The sequence below is a fragment of the Bordetella sp. genome (assembly GCF_051960075.1).
Classification (GTDB): Bacteria; Pseudomonadota; Gammaproteobacteria; order Burkholderiales; family Burkholderiaceae_B; genus Bordetella.
Map to the genome: position 1 here is coordinate 17506 of NZ_JBQCER010000070.1, position 23096 is coordinate 40601.

Consider the following 23096-nt stretch of genomic DNA (forward strand, 5'->3'; position numbering starts at 1 on the left):
ACTCGAATACGCAATAAACACGCACCCTGGCTTGCCTATCATGAGTGAAGAATCGTGGAGAACAAGCCCATCATGGACGGCACCCCGGCCCCGTCGGCCGCATCTATCGACGTCGACTATCGACTCGACGACAACCTCACCCGCACGCAAGGCCGCGTGTTTCTCACCGGCACGCAAGCGCTGGTGCGCGCGCTGCTCACCCAGGGTCGGCTGGACCGCGTACGCGGCCTGAACACCGCGGGCTTCGTCTCGGGCTATCGCGGCTCTCCGTTGGCCGGGGTGGACCTGACGCTGTGGAAAGCGCAGGCGCTGATGCAGGCCCATCGCATACGCTTCCTGCCCGGCATCAACGAAGACCTGGCCGCCACCGCCGTCATGGGCACACAACAGGCCGGCCAGCGTGCCGACCGCAAGGTCGAAGGTGTCTATGCCATGTGGTACGGCAAGGGGCCGGGACTGGACCGCGCCGGCGACGCCCTGCATCACGGCCACGCGGCGGGCGCCTCGCGCCGGGGCGGCGTGCTGATGGTGGTGGGCGACGACCACGCCGCCGTGTCGTCGTCGATCCCGCACGCGAGCGAAGCCTCGCTCATGGGCTGGATGGCGCCTATCGTCAACCCCGCTTCGGTGTCCGAGTACGAGACCTTCGCGCTGTGGGGCTGGGCCTTGTCGCGCTACGCAGGCACCTGGGTAGCCTTCAAGGCGATTTCCGAAACGGTGGAAAGCGGCCAGTCGTTCGAGCTGGCGCCCACACCCGACTACGACATGCCCGACGATCCGACGTTGCCGCGCGAGGCCATCGAATACGACACGCGCGGCTTTCTCTCGCTGGCCATCGAAGCGCGCATGCTGCGGCGCCTGGACGCAGTGAAGGCCTTCGCGCGGCGCCACAGCATCGACCTGCTGGCTTGGCCCGCGCCACGCGCCCAGGTCGGCATCGTCGCCGTGGGCAAGGCGTATCTGGATGCACTCGAAGTCCTGCAGCGCCTGGGCGTATCGCAAGACGCCGTGCGCCTCTACAAGCCCGGCCTGACCTGGCCGCTGAATGCCGAACGCCTGCTCGAATTTGCCGATGGCCTCTCGCATATTCTGGTGATCGAAGAAAAGGGCGCGGTAGTCGAAAGCCAGGTCAAGGACCTGCTTTTCAATCTTCCGCGTCACCCCTCGGTATGCGGCCGCCTCGACTTGGACGGCGCGGCGATGATCCCGCCCGCCGGCCAGTTGCGCCCGTCGCTGCTGGCCGCGCCCCTGGCCGACTGGCTGCGGCGCACCGCCGGCATGACGACGACGGTGGACGCGAGCCTGCAGTGCCCGGCGCCGTTGTCGAACGAAGCCGACGGCATGCGCCGACGGCCTTATTTCTGCTCGGGCTGCCCGCACAGCACGTCGACCAAAGTGCCCGAAGGCAGCCAGGCGCTGGGCGGCGTCGGCTGCCATTACATGGCCACCTGGATGGATCGGGAAACCAGCGGTCTCACGCAAATGGGCGGCGAGGGCGCGGACTGGGTCGGGCTGGCGCCTTATGTGGACATGCCGCACGTTTTCCAGAACATGGGCGAAGGCACCTATTACCACTCAGGCTATCTGGCCATCCGCCAGGCGGTCGCCGCGCGGGCCAACATCACGTACAAAATCCTCTTTAACGACGCCACGGCCATGACGGGCGGGCAGCCGGTGGACGGCCCGATCTCGGTGCCGCAAATCTGCCAGCAATTACGCGGCGAAAACGTGGCGCGCATCGTGGTCACGACCGACGAACCCGAGAAATACCGCGGCGTGGACCTGGGCGGCGTCGCCGTGCATCACCGCCGCGAGCTCGACGCGCTGCAGCGCGAGCTGCGCGGCATCGAGGGCGTGACCGTGCTGATCCACGACCAGACCTGCGCCGCCGAGAAACGCCGCCGCCGCAAGAAACAGCACTACCCCGACCCGCCCCGCCGCCTGCTGATCAACAGCGCGGTGTGCGAGGGCTGCGGCGATTGCGGCACGCAATCCAACTGCCTGTCGATCGCGCCGCTCGAGACGCCCTACGGCCGCAAGCGCGTCATCGATCAATCCAGTTGCAATAAAGACTATTCCTGCGCCGAAGGCTTCTGCCCCAGCTTCGTTTCGGTCATAGGCGGCAAACTGCGCCGCCAGGCCGGCGATGCGGCCGGCGCGGACCGCGCGGCATGGCGGGCTCGCGTGGCCGACCTGCCCGAACCGGCGATCGCCGCGCCCACGCAGCCCTATCGGCTGCTGGTGGCCGGCATCGGCGGCACCGGCGTCGTCACCATCGGTGCACTGGTCTCGATGGCCGCGCATCTGCAAGGCCTGTCGGCCTGCACGCTAGACCTGACCGGCCTGGCGCAGAAAGGCGGCACGGTGCTCAGTCACATCCGCCTCGCGCCCGCCGAAGCGCCTGCCGGCCCGGCCCGGCTGGACTGGCAGCAGGCGGACGCAGCCGTTCTTTGCGATGCAGTCGCGGCCACCTCGCCCGATGCGCTGGGCGCGCTGCGCGCGGACCACACGCGCGTCACACTCAACACGCATATCGCCGCGTCGTCGGATTTCACCCGCAACCCCGACGCGCCCCTGCATGCCCAAGCCCTGCAGGCCAAGATACGGCATGCCGCCGGCGCCGCCCGCGTGGCGACGCTGGATGCGCATGCGGCCGCGCTGGCGCTGTTCGGCGACAGCATCCTGTCGAACGTATTTCTCCTGGGTTATGCCTGGCAGCGCGGCGATATTCCGCTGGCGCTGCCGGCCCTGGTCCGCGCCATCGAATTGAACGGCGTGGCGGTGGACACCAACCGCGCCGCCTTCGATGCCGGCCGTCTGGCCGCGCACGAGCCGCAGGCCATCGAAGCCGCGCTCAAACCGCGTGCTCAGGCCGTGCAATTGCATCTGCCCGAAACCTTCGCCCAGGCGGTGGCGCGACGCGAGCGCGACCTGACTGCCTACCAGAACGCCGCTTATGCCCGGCAGTACCGCGAACTGGTCGACCGTGTGGCGCAGCGCGAGCGCGCGATCGCGTCCGACGCGCCGGGCAATCGCCCCCCGCGCCTGGCGCTGGCCGTCGCCCGCAGCCTCTTCAGACTGATGGCCTACAAAGACGAGTACGAAGTCGCCCGCCTGTACAGCGACGGCGCTTTCCGCGCCATGGTGCGGGAGCAGTTCGAAGGCGACGTGCAACTGCGTTTTCATATGGCGCCCCCGCTTCTGGCGCGCAGGGATGCGCGCACCGGCGTCCCGCGCAAGATCGCGTTGGGTGCATGGGTCGAACGCGGCATGCACGCGCTGCGCCATCTCAAGGGCCTGCGCGGCACCTGGCTCGATCCCTTCGGCCACACCGCAGAACGCCGCATGGAACGCGCGCTCGTCGGAGAATACCGGCGGCTGGTCGAAAACCTGCTGGATCACCTGAGCCCGGCCAAATTGGATCAAGCCGTGCGCATCGCCGCGCTGGCCGAGACCATACGCGGCTACGGCCACGTCAAAATGGTCAGCGTGACCGCCTACCGAGCCGAACTGCAGCGCGCCATGCAAGGCTATTTGCAAGCCCCCGAGGACGAAACCCCCTTGCAGATGACGGCCTGACGCGCCTGCGGAGTGAACACTTCGGAGTCTGGGCTTGTGCCGGCAAGCCCAGAGCAATCCCCTGACAAACGCTAACGATTCAAGGGGATTTCAGTGCTTGTTCTGCGGCACCTCTCCTACTAGAATTAGTAGAGATGGATGGGGTGATACACTAGATATAGTAGAAACACCGCCGCACCATAAGCTGTTCCACACGCGGCATCTCCCCCTCCGAAACAACCATTTCAGGCAAGGCCGTGCGGGCTTTGCCCCCTGCTTTTTTCGCACAGGAGCTTCCATGCAGACTTCGATCGCCTCTGTGACCCGGCCTTCCGCCGTGCCGCCCGCGACTGCCCCCGCTGACGCCGCCGGCGGCCAATGGGCTGGCTACCAAATTATCCGCCGCAACGGCTCGGTGGTCGGTTTCGAGCCCAGCAAAATCGCCATCGCCATGACTAAAGCGTTCCTGGCCGTCAATGGCGGTCAAGGCGCAGCCTCGGCCCGCGTGCGCGAGCTGGTCGAACAACTCACCGCCCAGGCGGTCAACGCGCTGGTACGCAATCGCCCCGGCGGCGGCACCTTCCATATTGAAGACGTACAAGACCAGGTCGAGCTGGCGCTGATGCGCTCAGGCGAACACGACGTGGCCCGCGCCTACGTGCTCTACCGTGAGAAGCGCGCGCAAGAACGTGCCGCAGCCGCCCATGCGCCGGGCGCCGAAGCCGCGCCGGCCGGCGAACCCGTCCTGCACGTCACCGAGAACGGCGCGCGCCGCCCGCTCGACATGGCCGCCCTGCGCGCCACCATCGAAGCCGCCGGCGAAGGCCTCACGCAATACGTCGACACCGAAGCCATCCTCAAGGAAACGGTCAAGAACCTGTACGACGGTATACCGGTCGACGAGGTCTTCAAGTCGGCCATCCTGTCCGCCCGCTCCCTGGTCGAAAAAGACCCGGCCTACACCAAGGTCACCGCACGCCTGCTGCTGCACACGGTGCGCAAGGAAGTGCTGGGCGAAGAAGTCTCGCAGGCCGGCATGGCCACCCGCTACGCCGAGTACTTCCCCACCTTCATCGCCCGCGGCATCGAAGGCGGCCTGCTCTCGCCCGAGCTGGCCAAGTTCGACCTGGCCCGCGTGGCAGCCGCGCTGAATGCAAGCCGCGACCTGCAGTTCGACTACCTCGGCCTGCAAACGCTGTACGACCGCTACTTCCTGCACATCGGCGGCACCCGCATCGAACTGCCGCAGGTGTTCTTCATGCGCGTGGCCATGGGTCTGGCGCTGCGCGAGAGCGATCGCGAAGCGCGCGCCATCGAGTTCTACGAGATCCTGTCCTCGTTCGACTTCATGAGCTCGACGCCCACGCTGTTCAACGCCGGCACCCTGCATTCGCAGCTGTCGTCGTGCTATCTCACTACCGTGTCCGACGACCTGGAAGGCATCTACGAGGCCATCAAGGAAAACGCGCTGCTGGCCAAGTACGCCGGCGGGCTGGGCAACGACTGGACGCCCGTGCGCGCGCTGCGCAGCCACATCAAGGGCACCAACGGCGAAAGCCAGGGCGTCGTGCCTTTCCTGAAAGTGGTCAACGACACCGCCGTGGCGGTGAACCAGGGCGGCAAGCGCAAGGGCGCGGTCTGCACTTATCTGGAAACCTGGCACCTGGACATCGAAGAGTTTCTCGAGCTGCGCAAGAACACCGGCGACGAGCGCCGCCGCACGCACGACATGAACACGGCCAACTGGATTCCCGACCTGTTCATGAAGCGCGTCATGGAAGGCGGCGAATGGACGCTGTTCTCGCCCTCGACCTGTCCCGACCTGCACGACAAGGTCGGCCGCGAATTCGAAGCGGCCTATCTGGGCTACGAGGCCAAGGTGGCCAGCGGCGAGATCACGCTCTTCAAGAAGATGCCGGCCCTCTCGCTGTGGCGCAAGATGCTGTCCATGCTGTTCGAGACCGGCCACCCCTGGATCACCTTCAAGGACCCCTGCAACATCCGCTCGCCGCAGCAGCACGTGGGCGTGGTGCACAGCTCCAACCTTTGCACCGAGATCACGCTCAACACCAACGACTCGGAAATCGCGGTTTGCAACCTGGGCTCGGTGAATCTTCCCGCGCACATGAAGCTCGCCGCCGACGGCAGCTACGAGCTCGACCACGACAAGATCAAGCGCACCGTCCACATCGCCATGCGCATGCTCGACAACGTGATCGACATCAACTATTACGCTGTCGACAAGGCGCGCAATTCCAACGTCAAGCACCGTCCGGTGGGCATGGGCATCATGGGCTTCCAGGATTGCCTGCACATGATGCGCGTGCCTTATGCCTCGCAAGCTGCGGTGGAATTCGCCGATCGTTCGATGGAAGCCGTGTGCTATCAAGCCTACTGGGCCTCGAGCGAGCTGGCCGAAGAGCGCGGTCGCTATCAATCTTATGAAGGCTCGCTGTGGTCGCGCGGCATCTTGCCGCAAGACACCATCGCGATGTTGCGCGATGAACGCGGCGGCTTCGTCGACGTCGATGCATCGAGCACGCTCGATTGGGATGCGTTGCGCGCGCGCATCAAAACGCACGGCATGCGCAACTCCAACTGCATTGCAATCGCACCAACCGCGACGATTTCCAATATCATTGGTGTGTCTGCGTGCATCGAACCTACTTACCAAAACTTGTACGTCAAATCGAATCTTTCCGGCGAGTTCACGGTAGTCAACGATCACCTCGTTCGTGATCTGAAAAAACTCGGTCTGTGGGATGAAGTCATGGTCGCCGACCTCAAGTACTTTGACGGCAGCCTGTCCCGCATCGATCGCGTTCCCGCCGAACTGCGCGAACTCTACGCCACTGCGTTCGAAGTCGAACCGAGCTGGCTGGTCGAGTGCGCATCGCGCCGCCAGAAATGGATCGACCAGGCCCAATCGCTGAACATCTACATGGCCGGCGCTTCGGGCAAGAAGCTGGACGACACCTACAAGCTCGCATGGCAACGCGGCCTGAAGACCACCTACTACCTGCGCACGCTGGGCGCCACCAGCGCCGAGAAATCCACCGGCCGCGGCGGCGAACTGAACGCCGTGAGCGCAACGCCCGTCCCCGCCGCGGCTTCGGCCATGGCGCCCAATCTGCCCGAACCCGAAATCGTCGGCGCAGTCTGCACCATGAAGCCGGGCGACCCCGGTTTCGATGAGTGCGAAGCCTGCCAATAACGTTTCGGAGAATTCGACATGCTGAACTGGGAAGAAACCGCCACCCAACAACCGGCACCTGCCGCGGGTGGTTCCGCCGACGCGACTGTGCGCCCCGCCACGGGCGCCTTCGCCGACACGGCCATCCCCACGCCTGCAACCGCCTCGCAGAGCGACGCCTCGCGCCGCGTCAAGGTGGCCGACAAGCGCATCATCAACGGCCAGACCGATGTCAATCAGCTGGTGCCGTTCAAATACAAGTGGGCCTGGGAAAAATACCTGGCCACCTGCGCCAACCACTGGATGCCGCAGGAAATCAACATGTCGCGCGATATCGCGCTGTGGAAAAACCCCAACGGGCTGACCGAAGACGAGCGCCGCCTCGTCAAGCGCAACCTGGGTTTCTTCGTCACGGCCGATTCGCTCGCCGCCAACAACATCACGTTGGGCACCTATCGCCACATCACCGCGCCCGAGTGCCGACAGTTCCTGCTGCGGCAGGCTTTCGAAGAAGCGATCCACACCCACGCCTACCAGTACATCGTGGAAAGCCTGGACCTGGACGAATCCGAAATCTTCAACGCCTACAACGAAGTGCCGTCGATCCGGGCCAAGGACGAGTTCCTCATCCCCTTCATCGACGCCATCTCCGATCCCGGCTTCAAGACGGGCACGACCGAGGCCGACCAGACGCTGCTCAAATCGTTGATCGTCTTCGCTTGCCTGATGGAAGGCCTGTTCTTTTATGTCGGTTTCACGCAGATCCTTGCGCTGGGCCGGCAGAACAAGATGACCGGCGCCGCCGAACAGTACATGTACATCCTGCGCGATGAATCCATGCACTGCAATTTCGGCATCGATCTGATCAACACCATAAAGCTCGAGAACCCGCATCTCTGGACGCCCGAGTTCCGCGAGGAAATCCGCGCCCTGTTCAAGAAAGCGGTCGATCTCGAATACGCCTATGCCGAAGACACCATGCCGCGCGGCGTGCTGGGTCTGAACGCTCCCATGTTCAAGTCGTATCTGCGCTTTATTGCCAACCGGCGCTGCCAGCAGATCGGCATCGAGCCGCTGTTCCCTCAGGAAGAAAACCCCTTCCCGTGGATGGCGGAAATGATCGATCTGAAGAAGGAACGCAACTTTTTCGAAACCCGCGTGATCGAGTACCAAACCGGCGGTACCTTGAACTGGGAATAAAGCAAAGCGCACCACCCGCCTGCAATGTCTGGTGGTGTTGCCTCTTCCCTCTCCTTGGCTCTCGGTGTAGCATTCGCCACGCAAGACTTACGGTAGACAGATGATCGTCTGCCGGCGCCATTTGAAATGGCTCGCGCAACGTCGCGGGGGCCATATCAAATGGCCGTGCTGAATTCATTAGCGCAAGCCGTTGCAACACTTCCGCTCGTACAGGGTTGTGGCATGCGCCGATGAATAGCCCGAGTGCGGTTCGCCATCCGGCGAGACGTGACACGGGTTTATGTTCTGGGACCCCTGAACCTAAGGAGCATGACCATGGCAACTGCCAAGAAAGCCGCCAAGAAGGCGGTGAAGAAGCCCGCGGCCAAGAAAGCCGCCAAGAAGGTAGTCAAGAAAGCCGCCGCCAAGAAGGCCGTGGTGAAGAAGGCCGCAGTCAAGAAGGTCGCGGTCAAGAAGGTAGCGAAGAAGGCTGCTGTCAAGAAGGTCGCCAAGAAGGCCGTCAAGAAAGTCGCCGCCAAGAAGCCCGCTGCCAAGAAACCCGCTGTCAAGAAGGTCGCCAAGAAGGCGGTCAAGAAAGTAGCGAAGAAGGCGGTCAAGAAGGTTGCCAAGAAGGCCGCCAAGAAGGCTGCCAAGAAGCCTGCCGCGAAAAAGCCTGCTGCCAAAAAGCCTGCTGCCGCCAAGAAAGCCGCGCCCAAGAAACCCGCCATGCCGCCTTCGACGGCTGCTGCCCCGGGTGCGAAGACGGCTCTCAATCCGGCTGCTTCCTGGCCCTTCCCGACCGGCGGCCGTCCCTAATCGGACGACGCTGCGTTGAGCAGTCAAGCCGCCTGGCACCGCCAGGCGGTTTTTCTTTTGCACGGCCGCATCGAATGCCGCACAGGCGGTATGCGACAATAAAACTCTCAAACTTCACGCAAGGCTTGCAGCGCGTCCATCATGTTCAGCGACATCGCACGATTCCTGCTCGACATCGTCTTCACGCTCTTTGGCGCGGCGCTCATCTTGCGCGCCTGGATGCATGCGGTGCGACTGCATCCGCTCAACCCTGTGGCGCGCGGCGTCCAGCAGGCCAGCAACTGGCTGATCCTGCCGCTGCGAAAAGTCATCCCCGCCACCGGCGCCATCGACTGGACCAGCCTGGTTGCCCTCTGGTTGGCGGCGCTGGTCTATTTGGTGCTGGCCTGGCTGATCGGCGCGGGGGCCTTGGTCCCGCCGGCGTTGCTGCCTTCCTTCGCGGCAGGCGCGCTGCTGATGGCCGCAAAGTGGACGCTCGACCTGATTGTCTGGATGACGCTGGCCCAGGCTGTGCTGTCGTGGGTCAATCCGCTGTCGCCGCTGATGCCCATTCTGCACACGCTCACTCGGCCTCTGCTCGATCCCATACGGCAGATTCTGCCGCGCATGGGCACCGTCGATTTTTCGCCCCTGTTGCTGCTCGTCATCGCCCAGGTGCTGTTGATGGTGCTGACCCGCGTAGGTTACGGATTGCTGGGCATCTGACTAGGCAAGCCCACAAAAAAGGCGGTCCCGGCAATAACCGGAGCCGCCTTTTTTATTCGCGCCTTGCGCTTCACATCGGCGCCACGCGTGTGGGCCCTGCGCCGCTGATGACCTGCACGCGCTGGCCCACGCTCAAGGGCTGATCAGCCGCCTGAGCGATGACGCGGGTCTCGCCGTTGTCCAGACGCACGGTGATCTCGTAGCCGGACGTCTTGCCCATCTGGTTTTCGATTGCGTTGCCCGCCAGAGCGCCCACTACAGCTCCGCCCACGGTCGCCAGCACGTTGCCCATGCCGCCGCCAACGCCTGCGCCGGCCACGCCGCCCACGGCGCCGCCGGCAACGGCGCCGACGCCCGACGTGCCGCTTTTCTGGATGGTGATCGGACGGATGCCGGTGATGGTGCCCGTGCGCACGATTTGTTCGCGCTGGGCCTGATCGTAGGTATAGACGCTGCTGGAAGCGCTGGGCGTGGCGCAGCCTGCCAGCACGGACAAGGACAAGCCCAACGCGGCGACAACCGCCAGGCGGCCGGATCGTGCGTGGGAAAAGGAAAGAGTCGATTGCGTCATGATGTCGAAAGCCCCTGGATCGAAACGATAGGCCGGCAAGGCGCGCGACCGCCGGGCAAACAACGATATTTTAGTCCTGCCGACTGCCGCCCTGGCGGCAAGATGAAACCGGGCGCAATCACTGCAAAGCGCTCGTCATCCGCAGGGCATGGCACCCGATCGCGCCCATACAGGCGATCACGCAGGCAGGCCGATGCCGTAAGCCGCGCGCAGCAGGCTGTCGATGTCTGCCCGGGTCGGATTGTGGTTCTGCGCCCCGCGCGAAGCGATCTTGACGGACCCCATCACATTGGCCAGGCGACAGCTGTCCAGCCAGTTCCAGCCCTGGGTCAGCCCGTAAACCAGGCCGGCGCGATGCGCATCGCCGCAACCGGTGGGATCGACCACGGCCGTCGCCTTGACGGGCGGCACTTCGATAGTCTGGCCGCCGGTCATGAGCGTCGCGCCCTCGCCGCCGCGCGTCACGATGACGGCCTGCATGGTGCTGGCAATGTCGGCGATCTTGCGGCCGGTGCGCTGCTCGATGACGCCCGCCTCGTAATCGTTGGCGGTAAGCACCTGCGCCAGCTTGATCATGCGCTCGATGTCTGCGCCTTCGAACAGCGGCATGGCCTGGCCCAGGTCGAAGATGAAGGGAATGCCGAGCCTGTTCAAGCGCTCGGCATGGGCAAACATGCCGTCCTTGGCGTCGGGTGAAACCACGCCCCACGCGGCGCCTGTCTGGGTGCCGAAATCATTTTGCGCCGAATAGCCCATGGCGCCCGGATGGAAGGCGGTGATCTGGTTATCGTCCAGGTCAGTGGTGATCCAGCATTGCGCGGTCAGCGAGCCGGGCACGACTTTGACGTGCGCCGTGCTGATACCCAGGTCCCGCATGCGCTGCAGGTAGCCGTCGGCGTCCTCGCCGACGCTGGCTACGGGCAGAGGCGTTCCGCCCAGCAGCTTCAGGTTGTAGGCCACGTTGCCGGCGCAGCCGCCAAACTCGCGGCGCAGCGTAGGCACCAGGAAAGACACGGAAAGCGTGTGGATGCGGTCGGGCAGGATGTGTTCGCCGAAACGCCCTTCGAACACCGCGATGGCGTCGAAAGCCATCGAGCCGCAAACCAGTACAGGAGCCGTCATGAAATTACCTTGGAGGAGAATTCAGGGGAAAAAATACCTGGAGGCCGAAACCGTTGATCTGCAGCCCCTTCACGACGATGGGCACCGAAATCGGCACTTCCGCTCCGGCGGCCATGGGGCCGGTGGTGCCCGGCGGCAGATAATCCTGGGGATAGATGATCTTTTCCGCGACGACGGTGTCGGACTTGTCGCGCAGCTTCAGATCCAGCGCGGGCCACTCCTGGTCTTTCTCGTAGCGGTTGCGCAGCACTGCGCCGAGAACCATATGCGATGCGCCGTCCGCGGCCGTCTGTGCGCCGTCCTGCGCGCCCGCCGGGGCCTGGGCGGCAGGCTGTGCATTGTTCTGCGGCGTCATGCGCAGCGATGAGGATTCGATCCAGATGCGCTCGATGCGCCGCGCATAGCTGACCTTGCAACCGAATGCCCGGCAGACGCCGACGAACGCCGGCCGCAGCTTCGGCATGGAGACGCTGATGGGCGTTCTGTAGACATAGAGCAACTGCCCGACCAGCGCGATCAAGCCCAACATGCAGAGCCAGGTCCACAGACGCCGCCTGGCATGATGGCTTTTGATGAGATCCTGGTCGAGGAACTGCGGCGGCGCACGACCCACGTCGGTTGCGCTGGAGTAGCGGGTGCGAACCTCGCCGTAGACGCCCTCGCCGGCATTCTCGTCGTCGGCGACGCCCTGGCGAAGGCCGCCGACCGTGAACTCGGGTTCGTCCTGTTCCGCCGGATAGTCTTCGATATCGTAGGCGCGTATCGGCCCATGCACGGCGTGGATGTCGTGCGCACCATGAACGTCGTGCGCGTCGCGGGTGGAGATCACATGCCCCGTCGGCTCGGCGGCTCGGGTCAAAGGCGGAGCGAGGTCATGCGCGTCGTCTATGGGGAGGCTCGCCGGCTCGGGCGCGTCCTCGCGGGTTTCATCGGCATCGGGGGCAACGTCCGGCATCGGCTCCGACACACGCCGGTCCCGTCCGCGCAGCACGGCGGGCGGCTCGGCGGATAGAAACGGCGGGTGGTTGATGCGCACGTCCGACCCGGCGGTCGACGTCTCAGCGCTCGACGACCCGGCTGGCGATCCAGCGGCTGGCGATCTGGCATCCGGCCAAGCGGATGCGTTCCTGACCAGCGAACCGGCTTGGGATTTGGCCAAGAAGGATGGAAAAGGTGGCGGCTCGATCGGCGGCACAGCCGCGGGCCTGACCGGCGCGGTGGAAGCGGCCGGCGCGGTGGGCGCCAGAAACGGCGCTGGGGTTGGGCTCGACGACGCCACGGGCATCGGCAACGGCGCGATTTCCGCGCCTTCCAGACAGGCACGGCCGTCGAAGACCGTGCCGCAAGAGCCGCAGCGGACCAGGCCATTGCGCACGCGCAATTGATCCGCCACGACCTTGAAGGCCGTGCGGCAATTCGGACAACGGGTAGTGAGCGCCATGCGCTATTTTAGTGTGAACTGCGGACTAAACCCGCCGACCGTGCAAGCAGACCCACCCCTCGCGCGCTCGCCAGACCGACATGGAGATCCAGGGCGCATAAGCGGCAGCGACTTCTTCGGCCTGGCGTTCCAGCACGCCCGAGAGCACCAGGTGCCCGCCCGGCGCCACCCGCCCCGCCAACATGGGCGCCAGCACCTTGAGCGGGTTGGACAGAATATTGGCCACCACCACCTCGAAGCTGCCTTCCGGCAAGCCATCGGGCAGCATGGCCGAAAGTTCGACCCGGTTGGCCGCGGCATTGTCGGCAGCGGACTGTACTGCCTGCGGATCGATGTCGACGGCCAGCGTGGCGCCGGCGCCCAGCTTGCGCGCGGGGATGGCCAGAATGCCCGAACCGCAGCCGTAGTCCAGCAAGGTCGCGCCGGCAGGCATGTCGGCTTCGAGCCAGGCCAGGCACAGATGCGTGGTGGGATGGCTGCCGGTGCCGAAGGCCAGGCCCGGATCGAGTTCGATGCGGACTACGTCTGGCGCCATATAGGCCGGACCGGCGCCGGACTGCGCGTGCTCGCCTTCGGGCGCCGCGTGGGGGTCCGCAACCTTGTGCCAGCTGGGAATGATCCAGAGTTTCTCGGAAATTTCGATGGGGCCGAACTGCGACTGCGTCAGCCGAACCCAATCGGCGTCTGGCACGTCTCGCAGAGACCAGTCTTGCCCGAGCGATGAATCCAGGCCAGCATAATCCAGCGCGGCAACGAGCAATTGTGCGGGGTCGACGCCGTCGGGCAGCAGCGCCACCACATGGTTACGGTCCCAGGCCTGCACGTCCGGCTCAGTGCCAGGTTCGCCGAACAGCGGCCGCTCGTCCGCCGTGCCTTCGTCGGCATCCTCGACGGACACCGACAGTGCGCCGGCTTCCAGCAAGGCGTCGGACAATGCCTCAGCCTGGGCTTCGCGGCAGTGAAGTACGAGCTCGCGCATTCAGCCTCCGCGCAGCCGGTCGGGCAGCGGACGATAGTTGGCGTAGGGGCCGATGATCATTATTTGGGACGTTGTTCCAGCTTGTGTTCCAGATAATGGATGCTGGTGCCGCCCTCCATGAAGCGGGCGTCCTGCATGAGTTCGCGATGCAGGGGGATGTTGGTCTGGATGCCCTCGACCACCATCTCCGACAGCGCGATGCGCATGCGCGCCATGGCCTGCTCGCGCGTCTCGCCGTAAGTGATGATCTTGGCGATCATCGAGTCGTAATTGGGCGGCACGAAATAGCCATTGAAGACGTGCGAGTCGATGCGCACGCCCGGGCCGCCGGCCACGTGCCAGTTGGTAATGCGTCCCGGGCTGGGCGTAAAGCGGAAAGGGTCTTCGGCGTTGACGCGGCACTCGATGGCGTGGCCTTTGAGGACGATGTCGCGCTGGCGCAAGGTGAACTTCTCGCCCGCGGCGATCAGAATCTGCTGCTGCACGATGTCCACGCCGGTGATGAGCTCGGTGACCGGGTGCTCGACCTGCACGCGCGTGTTCATCTCGATGAAGTAGAACTCGCCGTTTTCGTACAGAAACTCGAAGGTGCCCGCGCCGCGGTAGCCCATCTTGCGGCACGCGTCGGCGCAGCGGTCGCCCACGCGTTCGATCAGGCGGCGCGCAATGCCGGGGGCCGGCGCCTCTTCGATAACCTTTTGGTGGCGGCGCTGCATGGAGCAGTCGCGCTCGCCCAGCCATACGGCATTGCGTCCGCCGTCGGCCAGCACCTGGATTTCCACGTGGCGCGGGTTCTCCAGGAACTTCTCGAGATAGACCTCGGGGTTGTTGAAGGCCGCGCCGGCTTCGGTGCGCGTCATATTGACCGCGTTGATCAACGCCGCCTCGGTATACACCACGCGCATGCCGCGCCCGCCGCCGCCGCCGGCAGCCTTGATGATCACCGGATAGCCCACTTCGCGGGCCGTGCGCATGATTTCCTGCGGATCGTCGGGCAGCGCGCCTTCGGAGCCGGGAACCACCGGAACGCCGGCCTCGATCATGGCGCGCTTGGCGCTGACCTTGTCGCCCATCAAGCGGATGGTTTCGGGACGCGGGCCGATGAAGACGAAGCCGCTCTTTTCCACGCGCTCGGCGAAGTCGGCGTTCTCGGACAGGAAGCCGTAACCGGGGTGGATGGCTTCGGCGTCGGTCACCTCGGCGGCCGAGATGATGGCCGGCATGTTGAGGTAGCTTTCGCGCGAAGGCGCGGGACCGATACAGACGGACTCGTCGGCCAGGCGCACGTACTTGGCTTCACGATCGGCTTCGGAGTGCACGACCACCGTCTTGATACCCAGCTCGCGGCAGGCGCGCTGAATGCGCAGGGCGATCTCGCCGCGATTGGCGATCAGGATTTTTTCGAACATGGGTTTCGACTATCAGCCAATGACAAACAAGGGTTGGCCGTATTCGACCGGCTCGCCGTTTTCGACGAGGATTTCCTTGATGACGCCGGACTTGTCGGCCTCGATCTCGTTGAGCAGCTTCATCGCCTCGATGATGCACAGGGGGTCGCCTTCTTTGACGGTCTGGCCCACCTGGACGAACGGCGACGCGCCAGGATTGGGCGCGCGATAGAAGGTGCCGACCATGGGCGCCTTGACCGCATGGCCCTGGATGGCGGCCGGGGCGGCCTCGGCCGCGACCGGAGCCGCGCCAGCAGCGGGTGCGGCAGCCATGGCGACCGGCGCAACGGCCTGGTGATAAGCCACGGGCTGGACGGCCTGCGAAAACTTGACGATGCGAACCTTGCCCTCGCCTTCGGTGATTTCGAGTTCGGCGATACCGGACTCGGCCACCAGGTCGATCAGGGTCTTGAGTTTACGAAGGTCCATAGAAGGCTATTCCAGAGTGATTGTTGTGATTGGACGGCCCTGCCGCCCAGCGTAAAGATCGAAAGACGAACCGGTCAATGGCGTGCGGCGTAGCGCAGCGCGGCTTCGTAGCCGTCGGCGCCCAGACCGCTCACCAGCCCCACGGCAATGTCGGACAGGTAGGAGTGGTGCCGGAACGGCTCGCGTTTATAGATGTTCGACAAATGTACTTCAATGAAGGGGATGCCCACCCCGGCAAGCGCATCGCGTATCGCCACGCTGGTGTGGGTGTAGGCGGCCGCGTTGATGATGATGAACTCGGTGCCGTCGCCCGCGGCGGCCTGGATGCGGCCGACCAGTTCGCCCTCGTGATTGCTCTGCCAGGCCGCCAGCGTGACGCCCAGTTCGCCGGCCAGCTTTGCCAAGTCGGCATCAATTTGCGCCAGGGTGCGGCTGCCGTAGATGCCCGGCTCGCGCGTGCCGAGCAGATTCAAATTGGGACCGTGCAGGACGAGTACGTTATGCGCCATGAACTTCGTCGAAAAATATGCAACAAACCGCTTTTTACGCCAGATTGGGCCCGATTGTCCAACTGGCAGGGCGACAGATGGCGATCAGATCAGACTCGCCAGGGTGTTGCGAACATCGTCTGGCCGTATTTTACCGAGTATGGATCGTTTTACGCTGCCATCTGTAGCCAAAATCAGGGTAAACGGCAAGCCTGCCGCCGTATCGCCCAAATCGCGCAATGTATCAATGCCGGAGGTGCCCAGCACCAACAAGGGATAGGAAACGGGCACCTTAAGCAGGAATTTGCGTATCTTGACAGCAGTATCAATGCCGATGCCGATGAACTGCACTTGCGGAAATTGTTTCTGCAATGCATCGAGCTGCGGCATCTCTCTGACGCAGGGCGCACACCAGCTCGCCCAGAAATTCAGCAGCATGGGACGGCCGTGCCAGTCGGCCAGGCGACGCGTGGCACCTTGCAGGTCGGCCATCGGACGAGCGCGCAGCGCAGCCAGCGCGGCAGCCGTGGTCGGCTGCACGGTGGGCACCGCGGCCCAGGCCGGTTCATCGATGGTTGCGGCTGCCAGTGCGGCAATCAGGCCGGCGCCCGTACGAAGCAATTGACGACGATTCATGCCCCGATCATAACCGTGTGCGCCGTTGGGGGACATTCGGCCTAACCTCTACAATGCGCGCAGGAGAATTCCCCCATGCATCTGCATATTCTTGGCGTCTGCGGCACTTTCATGGGCGGGCTGGCGCTGATCGCGCGCTCGGCCGGCCATAAGGTCACTGGCTGCGACGCCGGCGTCTACCCCCCGATGAGCACCCAACTGGCCGAGCAGGGCATAGACCTGATCGAGGGCTGGGACCCGGCTCAGATGGCGCTCAAGCCCGATCTGTACGTGATCGGCAACGTGATCACCCGCGGCAATCCGCTGATGGAAGCCATCCTGAACGCGAACGTGCCCTATGTTTCGGGCCCCCAGTGGCTGGGCGACCATGTTCTGCCAGGCCAGCACGTGCTGGCCGTGGCCGGCACCCACGGCAAGACCACCACCAGTTCCCTGCTGGCCTGGATCCTCGAATGCGCCGGCCTGCGGCCCAATTTCCTGATCGGCGGCGTGGCGCCGGATTTGCAGGTCTCGGCCCGGTATTCCGCGGACGCACGGCATTTCGTCATCGAGGCCGACGAATACGACACGGCTTTCTTCGACAAGCGCTCCAAGTTCGTTCACTACCGGTCGCGCACGGCCGTTCTGAACAACCTCGAGTATGACCACGCGGACATCTTCCCCGATCTGGCCGCCATCGAAACCCAATTCCATCACCTGGTGCGCACCCTCCCCACCCAGGGGCGCATCGTGGCGCCCGTCCACGACGAGGCGCTGGAGCGCGTGCTCCAGCGCGGCTGCTGGTCGGAACTCGTACGGTTCGGCCCCGACGGCGCTTGGACGGCCGGCGAGCCGGCGGACGACGGCGCCTTCGCCATCTCGCGCGACGGCAAAGAACTGGGCACGGTGCGCTGGACCCTGACGGGCGAACACAATCGCCGCAACGCCCTGGCGGCCCTGGCTGCGGCCGAGCACGCCGGCGTGTCCGCCGCCGAAGGCATCGCCGCCCTCTCGCGCTTCGGCGGCATCAAACGCCGCATGGAACTGCGCGGTACGGCGCGCGGCGTCAAGGTATACGACGATTTCGCCCACCACCCCACGGCCATCGCCACCACCCTGGCCGGCCTGCGTCGCCAGATCGGCAGCGCGCGCATTCTGGCCGTGCTGGAGCCGCGCTCGAACACTATGAAGCTGGGCACCATGGCGGCGCGCCTGCCCGAGTCCCTGGCCGATGCCGATCTCGCCTTCATCTACGGCGAGCGCGTGGGCAAGCACGCGCTGGGCTGGAACCCGGCCGGGGTTCTTGCGCCCCTGGGCGGCAAAGCCGACAGCTACGGCGACCTGGACGACCTCGTCGCCGCCGTGACCCGCGCCGCCAAAGAAGGCGATCATGTGGTGGTCATGAGCAACGGCGGGTTCGGCGGGGTGCACCAGAAATTGCTGGATGCGTTGGCTTCGAAAGTGTGATGCGCCAGCGAGGACTCCGACGCATTTGAGATATGGGAAGTCGGTCGGGCCGCGCCCCACCCGCCCCGGTGCGACCCGACCGACGAGCCTAGAACCCAAGTAATGCAGACGCAGCGAACACAAAATACGAGCCCAAGCATGAAAAACCGCATCCTCTACCTGCACGGCTTCCGCTCCTCCCCTGCCTCGTTCAAAGGCAAGCTGATGGCGCAAACCCTGGCCGAGCGCGGTCTCTCGCACATCTGGGCCGCCCCGCAACTGCCCGCCAGCCCCAAGGCCGCCATCGACCTGGCCCTGAACCTGGCGCAAGCCCAGCTGAGGGAAGCCAACGACGGCCCCGACAACGACCCGTCCAGGCTGACCGTCATCGGCTCCTCTCTGGGCGGCTACTACGCCACCTGGCTGGCCGAAAAGCTGGGCTGCAAGGCCGTTCTTCTGAACCCGGCCGTGCATGCCGCGCGCGACCTGACCCCCGCGGTCGGCGAACATCGCATGTATCATTCGGACGCGCCGTTCATCTTCCTGCCCGAATACCTGGACGAACTGGCTGCGCTGCACGTGGATGCGCCGACGCGACTGCACCGGTACTTTCTTGTCGCCGCCACCGGCGACGAAGTGCTGGACTGGCGCGAAATGCACGACCGCTACGCCGGCTGCAGGGAGCGCATCGTGCAAGGCGGCGACCACGGGCTATCGACCTTCGCCGAGCTACTCCCCGACGTCCTGGCTTTCGCCCTGGAATAGTTTCCCCATCATGTACGTGTTTTACGAAGACGACGGCAGCTTCAAAGCCGCCCATATCCTGTCCGAAGCGGACGCCACGCTGCAAGTCGAATCCGACTCGGGCAAGCGCAGCAAGATCAAGCGATCGGCCGTGCTGTTCTCGTTCGAGGCGCCCGCGCCTGCCGAATTGATGACGGCCGCAACTGCACTGGCCGACGACGTCGATCTGCAGTTTTTATGGGAATGCGCGCCGCAGGAGGAGTTTGCCGCCACCGCGCTCGCCGCCGACTATTTCGGCCACGCCCCGTCGCCTGCCGAACAGGCCGCGCTGATGCTGCGCCTGCATGGCGCACCCGCGTATTTTCATCGCCGCGGCGCCGGCCGCTATCGCCCAGCGCCGCCCGACATCCTGGCCGCCGCGCTTGCCGCGCTCGAAAAAAAGCGCCAGCAAGCCGAACAGCAACAGCAATGGGTAGACGAAATGGCCGCCGGCAGGCTGCCCGAACCCATCGCGCAAGCGGCCGAGTCGCTGCTCGTCAGACCCGACAAGAATTCGCAGGTGTGGAAGGCCTTCGATGCTGCCTGCGTCAAACTGCAAAAGACGCCCGAACGCCTGCTGCTGGACCTGGGCGCCTGGCCGCATGCGCTGGCCCTGCACAAGCGCCGCTTCCTGGCTACCCACTTCCCGCGCGGCACGGGCTTTCCTGAAACGCCGGTACCGCCCGTCGAACGCGAGCTGCCGCTGGCCGACGCGGAGATCTACACGATCGACGATGTCACCACCACTGAAATCGACGACGGCCTGTCGGTCGCCATGCTGTCTGACGGCCGTGTGCGCGTCGGCGTGCACATTGCGGCGCCAGGCCTGGTCGTGACGCGCGGCAGCGAGCTGGACAAACTGGCGCGCGCGCGACTGTCCACGGTATACATGCCGGGCGACAAGATCCCCATGCAGCCCGATTCCGTCATCGCGGCATTCTCGCTGGATGCCGGGCGCGAAGTGCCGGCGCTATCGCTGTACGTGACGGCCGATCCGGCGACGGGCGAAATAGTCGAGAGCGAGACGCGCATCGAGCGCATCGTGGTGCGCGAGAACCTGCGCCACAACCTGCTCGACGGCAAGGTCACCGAAGCCAGCCTGGCCGATCCGCAATCCGACCTGCCTTACGGCCACTGGCTGCGTCCGCTGTGGCAGCTGGCGCTGGCGCTGTCGGCCAAGCGCGAAGAGGTGCGCGGCAAACCCGAGAACAACTCGCGCGTGGAGTACAGCTTCTACCTGGACGGCGATCCGGACGACCCCGACACGCCTGTGCGCCTGGTGCCGCGCCAGCGCAACGCGCCGCTGGACCGCATGGTGGCCGAATACATGATCCTGGCCAACAATCTGTGGGGCGGCCTGCTGGCGCAGCACGGCGTACCGGGCATCTACCGCTCGCAGCAGGCCGGCCGCGTGCGCATGAGCACGCAGGCCCTGCCGCACGAGGCCATCGGCGTGCCGCAATATGCCTGGAGCACCTCGCCGCTGCGCCGCTATGTCGACCTGGTCAATCAGTGGCAATTGATCGCGGCCGTGGACAACGGCGTGAGCGCTCGCCTGGTGGCGCCCTTCAAGCCCAAAGACGCGGACTTGTTCGCCATCATCGGCGCCTTCGACGCGCAATACGCCGCCTGGGCGGAATTCCAGGGCAATATGGAGCGCTATTGGTGCCTGCGCTGGCTGGCGCAACACGGCGTCGAACGCGCTACGGCCAACGTGCTGCGCGACGATCTGGTGCGTCTGGCGAACGTGCCGCTGGTCACGCGCGTGGGCGGCCTGCCCGAACTCGAACGCGGCACGGCCGTGGAAATCGGCATACTGGGCCGCGACGAACTGGCGCTGGAGCTCGATTGCCGCTATCTGGGCCCGACGGAGTAGCCTCATGATCCGGCGCCGCAACGATTACCTGCTGATCGCGCTGGCCATTTCGCTGCTGGTGCACCTGGGTATCCTCACCTGGCGTTTCGCGACGCATCCGCCGCGGCCGTCCATGCCGGCGCTGGAAGTGGTGCTGGTCAACGCGCGCAGCGACACCGCTCCGGCCCATGCGCAGGCCCAGGCCCAACAGAATCTCGAAGGCGGCGGCCAGGACAAGCAGGGGCTGGCGCGCTCGCCGCTACCGCGCACCGGCGAGTCGCCCGACACCATCGTGCTGCAGGCCATGCGCAAGCGCCAGCAGCAACTCGAACAGGAGCAGCAGCGCCTGCTGGTGCAATTGCAGGCGTCGCGCAAGACGGCGACGCCGCATCAGGCCACGCATCCCGATGCAACGGCGACCGATCCCGGCCAGGACGACCAGGACCAGCAAGGCGTCATTCAGAGCGCACAGATCGCCGCGCTGTCCAAACGCGTGGAGGCCTACAACAAGGAGCCGCGTCGCGCCTTCGTAGGGCCGGCGGCAGAAGCCTCGCGCTATGCCACCTATCTCGACGGCTGGGCGCGGCGCGTCGAATCCATCGGCACGCAGCATTACCCCGAGGCCGCGCGCGGCCACATCTACGGCACGCTGCGCATCACCATCACTGTGCGCAAAGACGGCAGTCTGGCCGGCTTCGTGATCGACCAGCCTTCGCAATATGCCGTGCTCAACCAGGCCGCGCGGCGCATCGTGCAGATGGCTGCGCCCTTCGCGCCGTTCCCCCCCGACATCGCGCGCGATACCGATGAACTGGTCATCACGCGCACCTGGCATTTCGTCAACGATTCGCTCACGACATCCAGCCCATGAGCACTCCGCCCCGCTATGCCGTGATCGGCAATCCCGTGGAACACAGCCGTTCGCCGCGCATTCATGCGCTGTTCGGCCAGCAGACCGGCATCGCGCTGCAGTATGAGCGCCTGCTCGCGCCGCTCGGCGGCTTCGAGGCCACGGCGCAGGCTTTCGCCGCCGAGGGCGGCTGCGGCCTGAACGTGACGGTGCCCTTCAAGCAGCAGGCCTTCGAGCTTGCGCTCGATCATCTCTCCGCGCGCGCGCGGCTGGCCGGCGCGGTCAACACGCTGTCTTGGAAAGACCAGGCCTGGCACGGTTGCAATACCGACGGCGTGGGCCTGGTGAGCGATCTGATCCGGCTGGGCGCCCGGCTGGATGGCGCACGCGTGCTGCTGGTGGGCGCGGGCGGCGCCGCGCGCGGCGTACTGCAGCCTCTGGCCGAAGCCCGATGCGCGCAGATACGCATCGTCAATCGCACCCCCGAACGCGCCGCCGAGCTGGCGCAGAACTGGCAGGCGGCGAATACCGGCCTGCCGACGCAGATCAGCGCGGGCGGCCTGGCCGATGCGAACATCGACGGCGGCTGGAACGTCGTCGTCAACGCCACGGCCAGCAGCCTGCAAGGCACGGCGCTCGCCTTGCCTGCCGGCCTGTACGCCGACGACGCGCTGGCCTTCGACATGCTCTATGCCGCGCAGCCGACGCCTTTCATGGTCCAGGCGGCTCGCGACGGCGCGGCGCGATGCGCCGACGGGCTGGGCATGCTGGTGGGCCAGGCTGCCGAAAGCTTTTACATCTGGCACGGCGTGCGCCCCGATCCGGGGCCGGTTCTCGACACGCTGCGCGCCGAACTGCAGGCTCAGCGCTAAGTATCATGGCCGGGCGCAAGAGCCGCCGCATGTCCTGGCCGGCCAGGCTCGCGCTGAGCTTGATCGGCGTTTTTCTGCTCTATCAATTGTGGATGCTGGGCCAGGTGCTTTGGTACGCGCATTTCAACCCTGGCAGCAGCGCCGTCATGCGCGAAGAAATGGCCGTGCTGCGCAAGACCGATCCGCGCATGACGCTGCAGCATGCCTGGGTGCCATACGACCGCATCAGCAATTCGCTCAAACGAGCCGTGGTCGCCTCCGAAGACGCCAATTTTCTCGACAACAACGGCGTGGAATGGGACGCCATACGCGAGGCATGGATATACAACCAGCGCCAGGAAGAACTAGGCCGCAAGGCCCGCCGGGGCGGCTCGACCATCACGCAGCAGCTGGCCAAGAACCTCTTGCTGTCGAACTCGCGCAACTATCTGCGCAAAGGCGAGGAACTGCTGGTGACATTCATGATCGACCGGATCATGAGCAAGCGGCGCATCCTGGAGATCTATCTGAATATTGCCGAGTGGGGCACGGGCGTTTTCGGCGCGCAGGCCGCGGCGCGGCATTATTTCCAGATCGATGCGTCCCAGCTGGGCGCCTATCAGGCCGCGAAGCTGGCCTGCATGCTGCCCAACCCGCGCTACTACGACAAGCACCGCAACACGCGCTATCTCGATGGCCGCGCCGGCATCATTGCCGAACGCATGCGACAGGTAGACATACCCTGATCCGAATGGCCAGGATGCCCG

General features: G+C 65.2%; 20 protein-coding genes and 1 pseudogene. 12 read left to right on the top strand and 9 right to left on the bottom strand.

What is annotated here, in order from left to right:
• Window positions 1-72: 72 nt before the first annotated feature.
• The 5 genes from ACTHJ1_RS11635 to ACTHJ1_RS11655 all read left to right on the top strand — a co-directional run bounded on the left by ACTHJ1_RS11635 (window position 73) and on the right by ACTHJ1_RS11655 (window position 9451).
• Window positions 73-3579: an indolepyruvate ferredoxin oxidoreductase family protein gene (locus ACTHJ1_RS11635; protein WP_440192427.1), complete on the top strand. Its 3507-nt coding sequence runs from the start codon at window positions 73-75 to the stop codon at window positions 3577-3579.
• Window positions 3580-3856: 277 nt separating this feature from the next.
• Window positions 3857-6772: a ribonucleoside-diphosphate reductase subunit alpha gene (locus ACTHJ1_RS11640; protein ID WP_440192367.1), complete on the top strand. Its 2916-nt coding sequence runs from the start codon at window positions 3857-3859 to the stop codon at window positions 6770-6772.
• Between the two features lie 18 nt (window positions 6773-6790).
• Window positions 6791-7951, top strand: a complete 1161-nt coding sequence (locus ACTHJ1_RS11645) for a ribonucleotide-diphosphate reductase subunit beta (protein WP_440192370.1) — start codon at window positions 6791-6793, stop codon at window positions 7949-7951.
• Window positions 7952-8266: 315 nt separating this feature from the next.
• Window positions 8267-8746 carry a histone H1-like DNA-binding protein gene (locus ACTHJ1_RS11650; RefSeq protein WP_440192430.1) on the top strand — a complete coding sequence of 160 codons (480 nt, stop codon included), beginning with the start codon at window positions 8267-8269 and terminating at the stop codon, window positions 8744-8746.
• A gap of 141 nt (window positions 8747-8887) precedes the next feature.
• A complete protein-coding gene (locus ACTHJ1_RS11655; RefSeq protein ID WP_440192373.1) occupies window positions 8888-9451 on the top strand; it encodes a YggT family protein in 564 nt (187 codons plus the stop codon).
• A 70-nt stretch (window positions 9452-9521) separates the two neighbouring features.
• Here the strand turns inward: ACTHJ1_RS11655 and ACTHJ1_RS11660 are convergent, their stop codons facing one another.
• The 3 genes from ACTHJ1_RS11660 to ACTHJ1_RS11670 form a co-directional block, all read right to left on the bottom strand.
• A complete protein-coding gene (locus ACTHJ1_RS11660; RefSeq protein WP_440192376.1) occupies window positions 9522-10022 on the bottom strand; it encodes a glycine zipper 2TM domain-containing protein in 501 nt (166 codons plus the stop codon).
• Window positions 10023-10199: 177 nt separating this feature from the next.
• Window positions 10200-11144 carry a carbohydrate kinase family protein gene (locus ACTHJ1_RS11665; RefSeq protein WP_440192379.1) on the bottom strand — a complete coding sequence of 315 codons (945 nt, stop codon included), beginning with the start codon at window positions 11142-11144 and terminating at the stop codon, window positions 10200-10202.
• Between the two features lie 4 nt (window positions 11145-11148).
• The gene (locus ACTHJ1_RS11670; RefSeq protein WP_440192433.1) at window positions 11149-12180 is read right to left on the bottom strand and encodes a DUF3426 domain-containing protein; all 1032 of its coding nucleotides are present in this window, start codon (window positions 12178-12180) and stop codon (window positions 11149-11151) included.
• Between ACTHJ1_RS11670 and ACTHJ1_RS11675 the strand changes: the two genes are divergently transcribed.
• Entirely contained in the window at window positions 12173-12529 is a 357-nt protein-coding gene (locus ACTHJ1_RS11675) for a hypothetical protein (RefSeq protein ID WP_440192439.1), read from the top strand. The genes ACTHJ1_RS11670 and ACTHJ1_RS11675 overlap by 8 nt on opposite strands.
• Here ACTHJ1_RS11675 and ACTHJ1_RS11680 read toward each other — a convergent pair.
• From ACTHJ1_RS11680 to ACTHJ1_RS11705, 6 genes and pseudogenes are all read right to left on the bottom strand, one after another.
• Window positions 12520-12585 (bottom strand): annotated as a pseudogene (locus tag ACTHJ1_RS11680) (zinc-ribbon domain-containing protein); the annotation flags it as partial. The gene ACTHJ1_RS11675 and the pseudogene ACTHJ1_RS11680 sit on opposite strands and share 10 nt — an antisense overlap.
• A 25-nt stretch (window positions 12586-12610) precedes the next feature.
• Entirely contained in the window at window positions 12611-13564 is a 954-nt protein-coding gene (locus tag ACTHJ1_RS11685; protein WP_440192382.1) for a 50S ribosomal protein L11 methyltransferase, read from the bottom strand.
• A 59-nt stretch (window positions 13565-13623) separates the two neighbouring features.
• Window positions 13624-14973, bottom strand: a complete 1350-nt coding sequence (gene accC, locus ACTHJ1_RS11690) for an acetyl-CoA carboxylase biotin carboxylase subunit (RefSeq protein ID WP_440192385.1) — start codon at window positions 14971-14973, stop codon at window positions 13624-13626.
• Window positions 14974-14985: 12 nt separating this feature from the next.
• Window positions 14986-15441 carry an acetyl-CoA carboxylase biotin carboxyl carrier protein gene (gene accB / locus ACTHJ1_RS11695; RefSeq protein WP_440192387.1) on the bottom strand — a complete coding sequence of 152 codons (456 nt, stop codon included), beginning with the start codon at window positions 15439-15441 and terminating at the stop codon, window positions 14986-14988.
• 74 nt (window positions 15442-15515) lie between these two features.
• Window positions 15516-15950, bottom strand: coding sequence for a type II 3-dehydroquinate dehydratase (gene aroQ / locus ACTHJ1_RS11700; protein WP_440192390.1), 435 nt, complete (start codon window positions 15948-15950; stop codon window positions 15516-15518).
• Between the two features lie 84 nt (window positions 15951-16034).
• Window positions 16035-16565, bottom strand: a complete 531-nt coding sequence (locus ACTHJ1_RS11705; RefSeq protein WP_440192393.1) for a TlpA family protein disulfide reductase — start codon at window positions 16563-16565, stop codon at window positions 16035-16037.
• Window positions 16566-16640: 75 nt separating this feature from the next.
• On the opposite strand from ACTHJ1_RS11705, the gene mpl reads away from it, so the two are divergent.
• The 6 genes from mpl (at window position 16641) to mtgA (ending at window position 23075) form a co-directional block, all read left to right on the top strand.
• Window positions 16641-18011: a UDP-N-acetylmuramate:L-alanyl-gamma-D-glutamyl-meso-diaminopimelate ligase gene (gene mpl / locus ACTHJ1_RS11710; protein ID WP_440192395.1), complete on the top strand. Its 1371-nt coding sequence runs from the start codon at window positions 16641-16643 to the stop codon at window positions 18009-18011.
• Window positions 18012-18149: 138 nt separating this feature from the next.
• Complete coding sequence (locus ACTHJ1_RS11715) at window positions 18150-18755, top strand: YqiA/YcfP family alpha/beta fold hydrolase (RefSeq protein WP_440192398.1); 606 nt, start codon at window positions 18150-18152, stop codon at window positions 18753-18755.
• 10 nt (window positions 18756-18765) lie between these two features.
• Window positions 18766-20649 carry a ribonuclease catalytic domain-containing protein gene (locus ACTHJ1_RS11720; protein WP_440192401.1) on the top strand — a complete coding sequence of 628 codons (1884 nt, stop codon included), beginning with the start codon at window positions 18766-18768 and terminating at the stop codon, window positions 20647-20649.
• A 4-nt stretch (window positions 20650-20653) separates the two neighbouring features.
• Entirely contained in the window at window positions 20654-21499 is an 846-nt protein-coding gene (locus ACTHJ1_RS11725) for a TonB family protein (RefSeq protein WP_440192404.1), read from the top strand.
• Window positions 21496-22350 (top strand): shikimate dehydrogenase, encoded by an 855-nt coding sequence (gene aroE / locus ACTHJ1_RS11730; RefSeq protein WP_440192407.1) that lies wholly within the window; start codon window positions 21496-21498, stop codon window positions 22348-22350. Before ACTHJ1_RS11725 ends, aroE begins: the two co-directional genes overlap by 4 nt.
• Window positions 22351-22355: 5 nt before the next feature.
• Window positions 22356-23075 carry a monofunctional biosynthetic peptidoglycan transglycosylase gene (gene mtgA, locus ACTHJ1_RS11735; RefSeq protein ID WP_440192410.1) on the top strand — a complete coding sequence of 240 codons (720 nt, stop codon included), beginning with the start codon at window positions 22356-22358 and terminating at the stop codon, window positions 23073-23075.
• The last annotated feature ends 21 nt before the right edge of the window (window positions 23076-23096 follow it).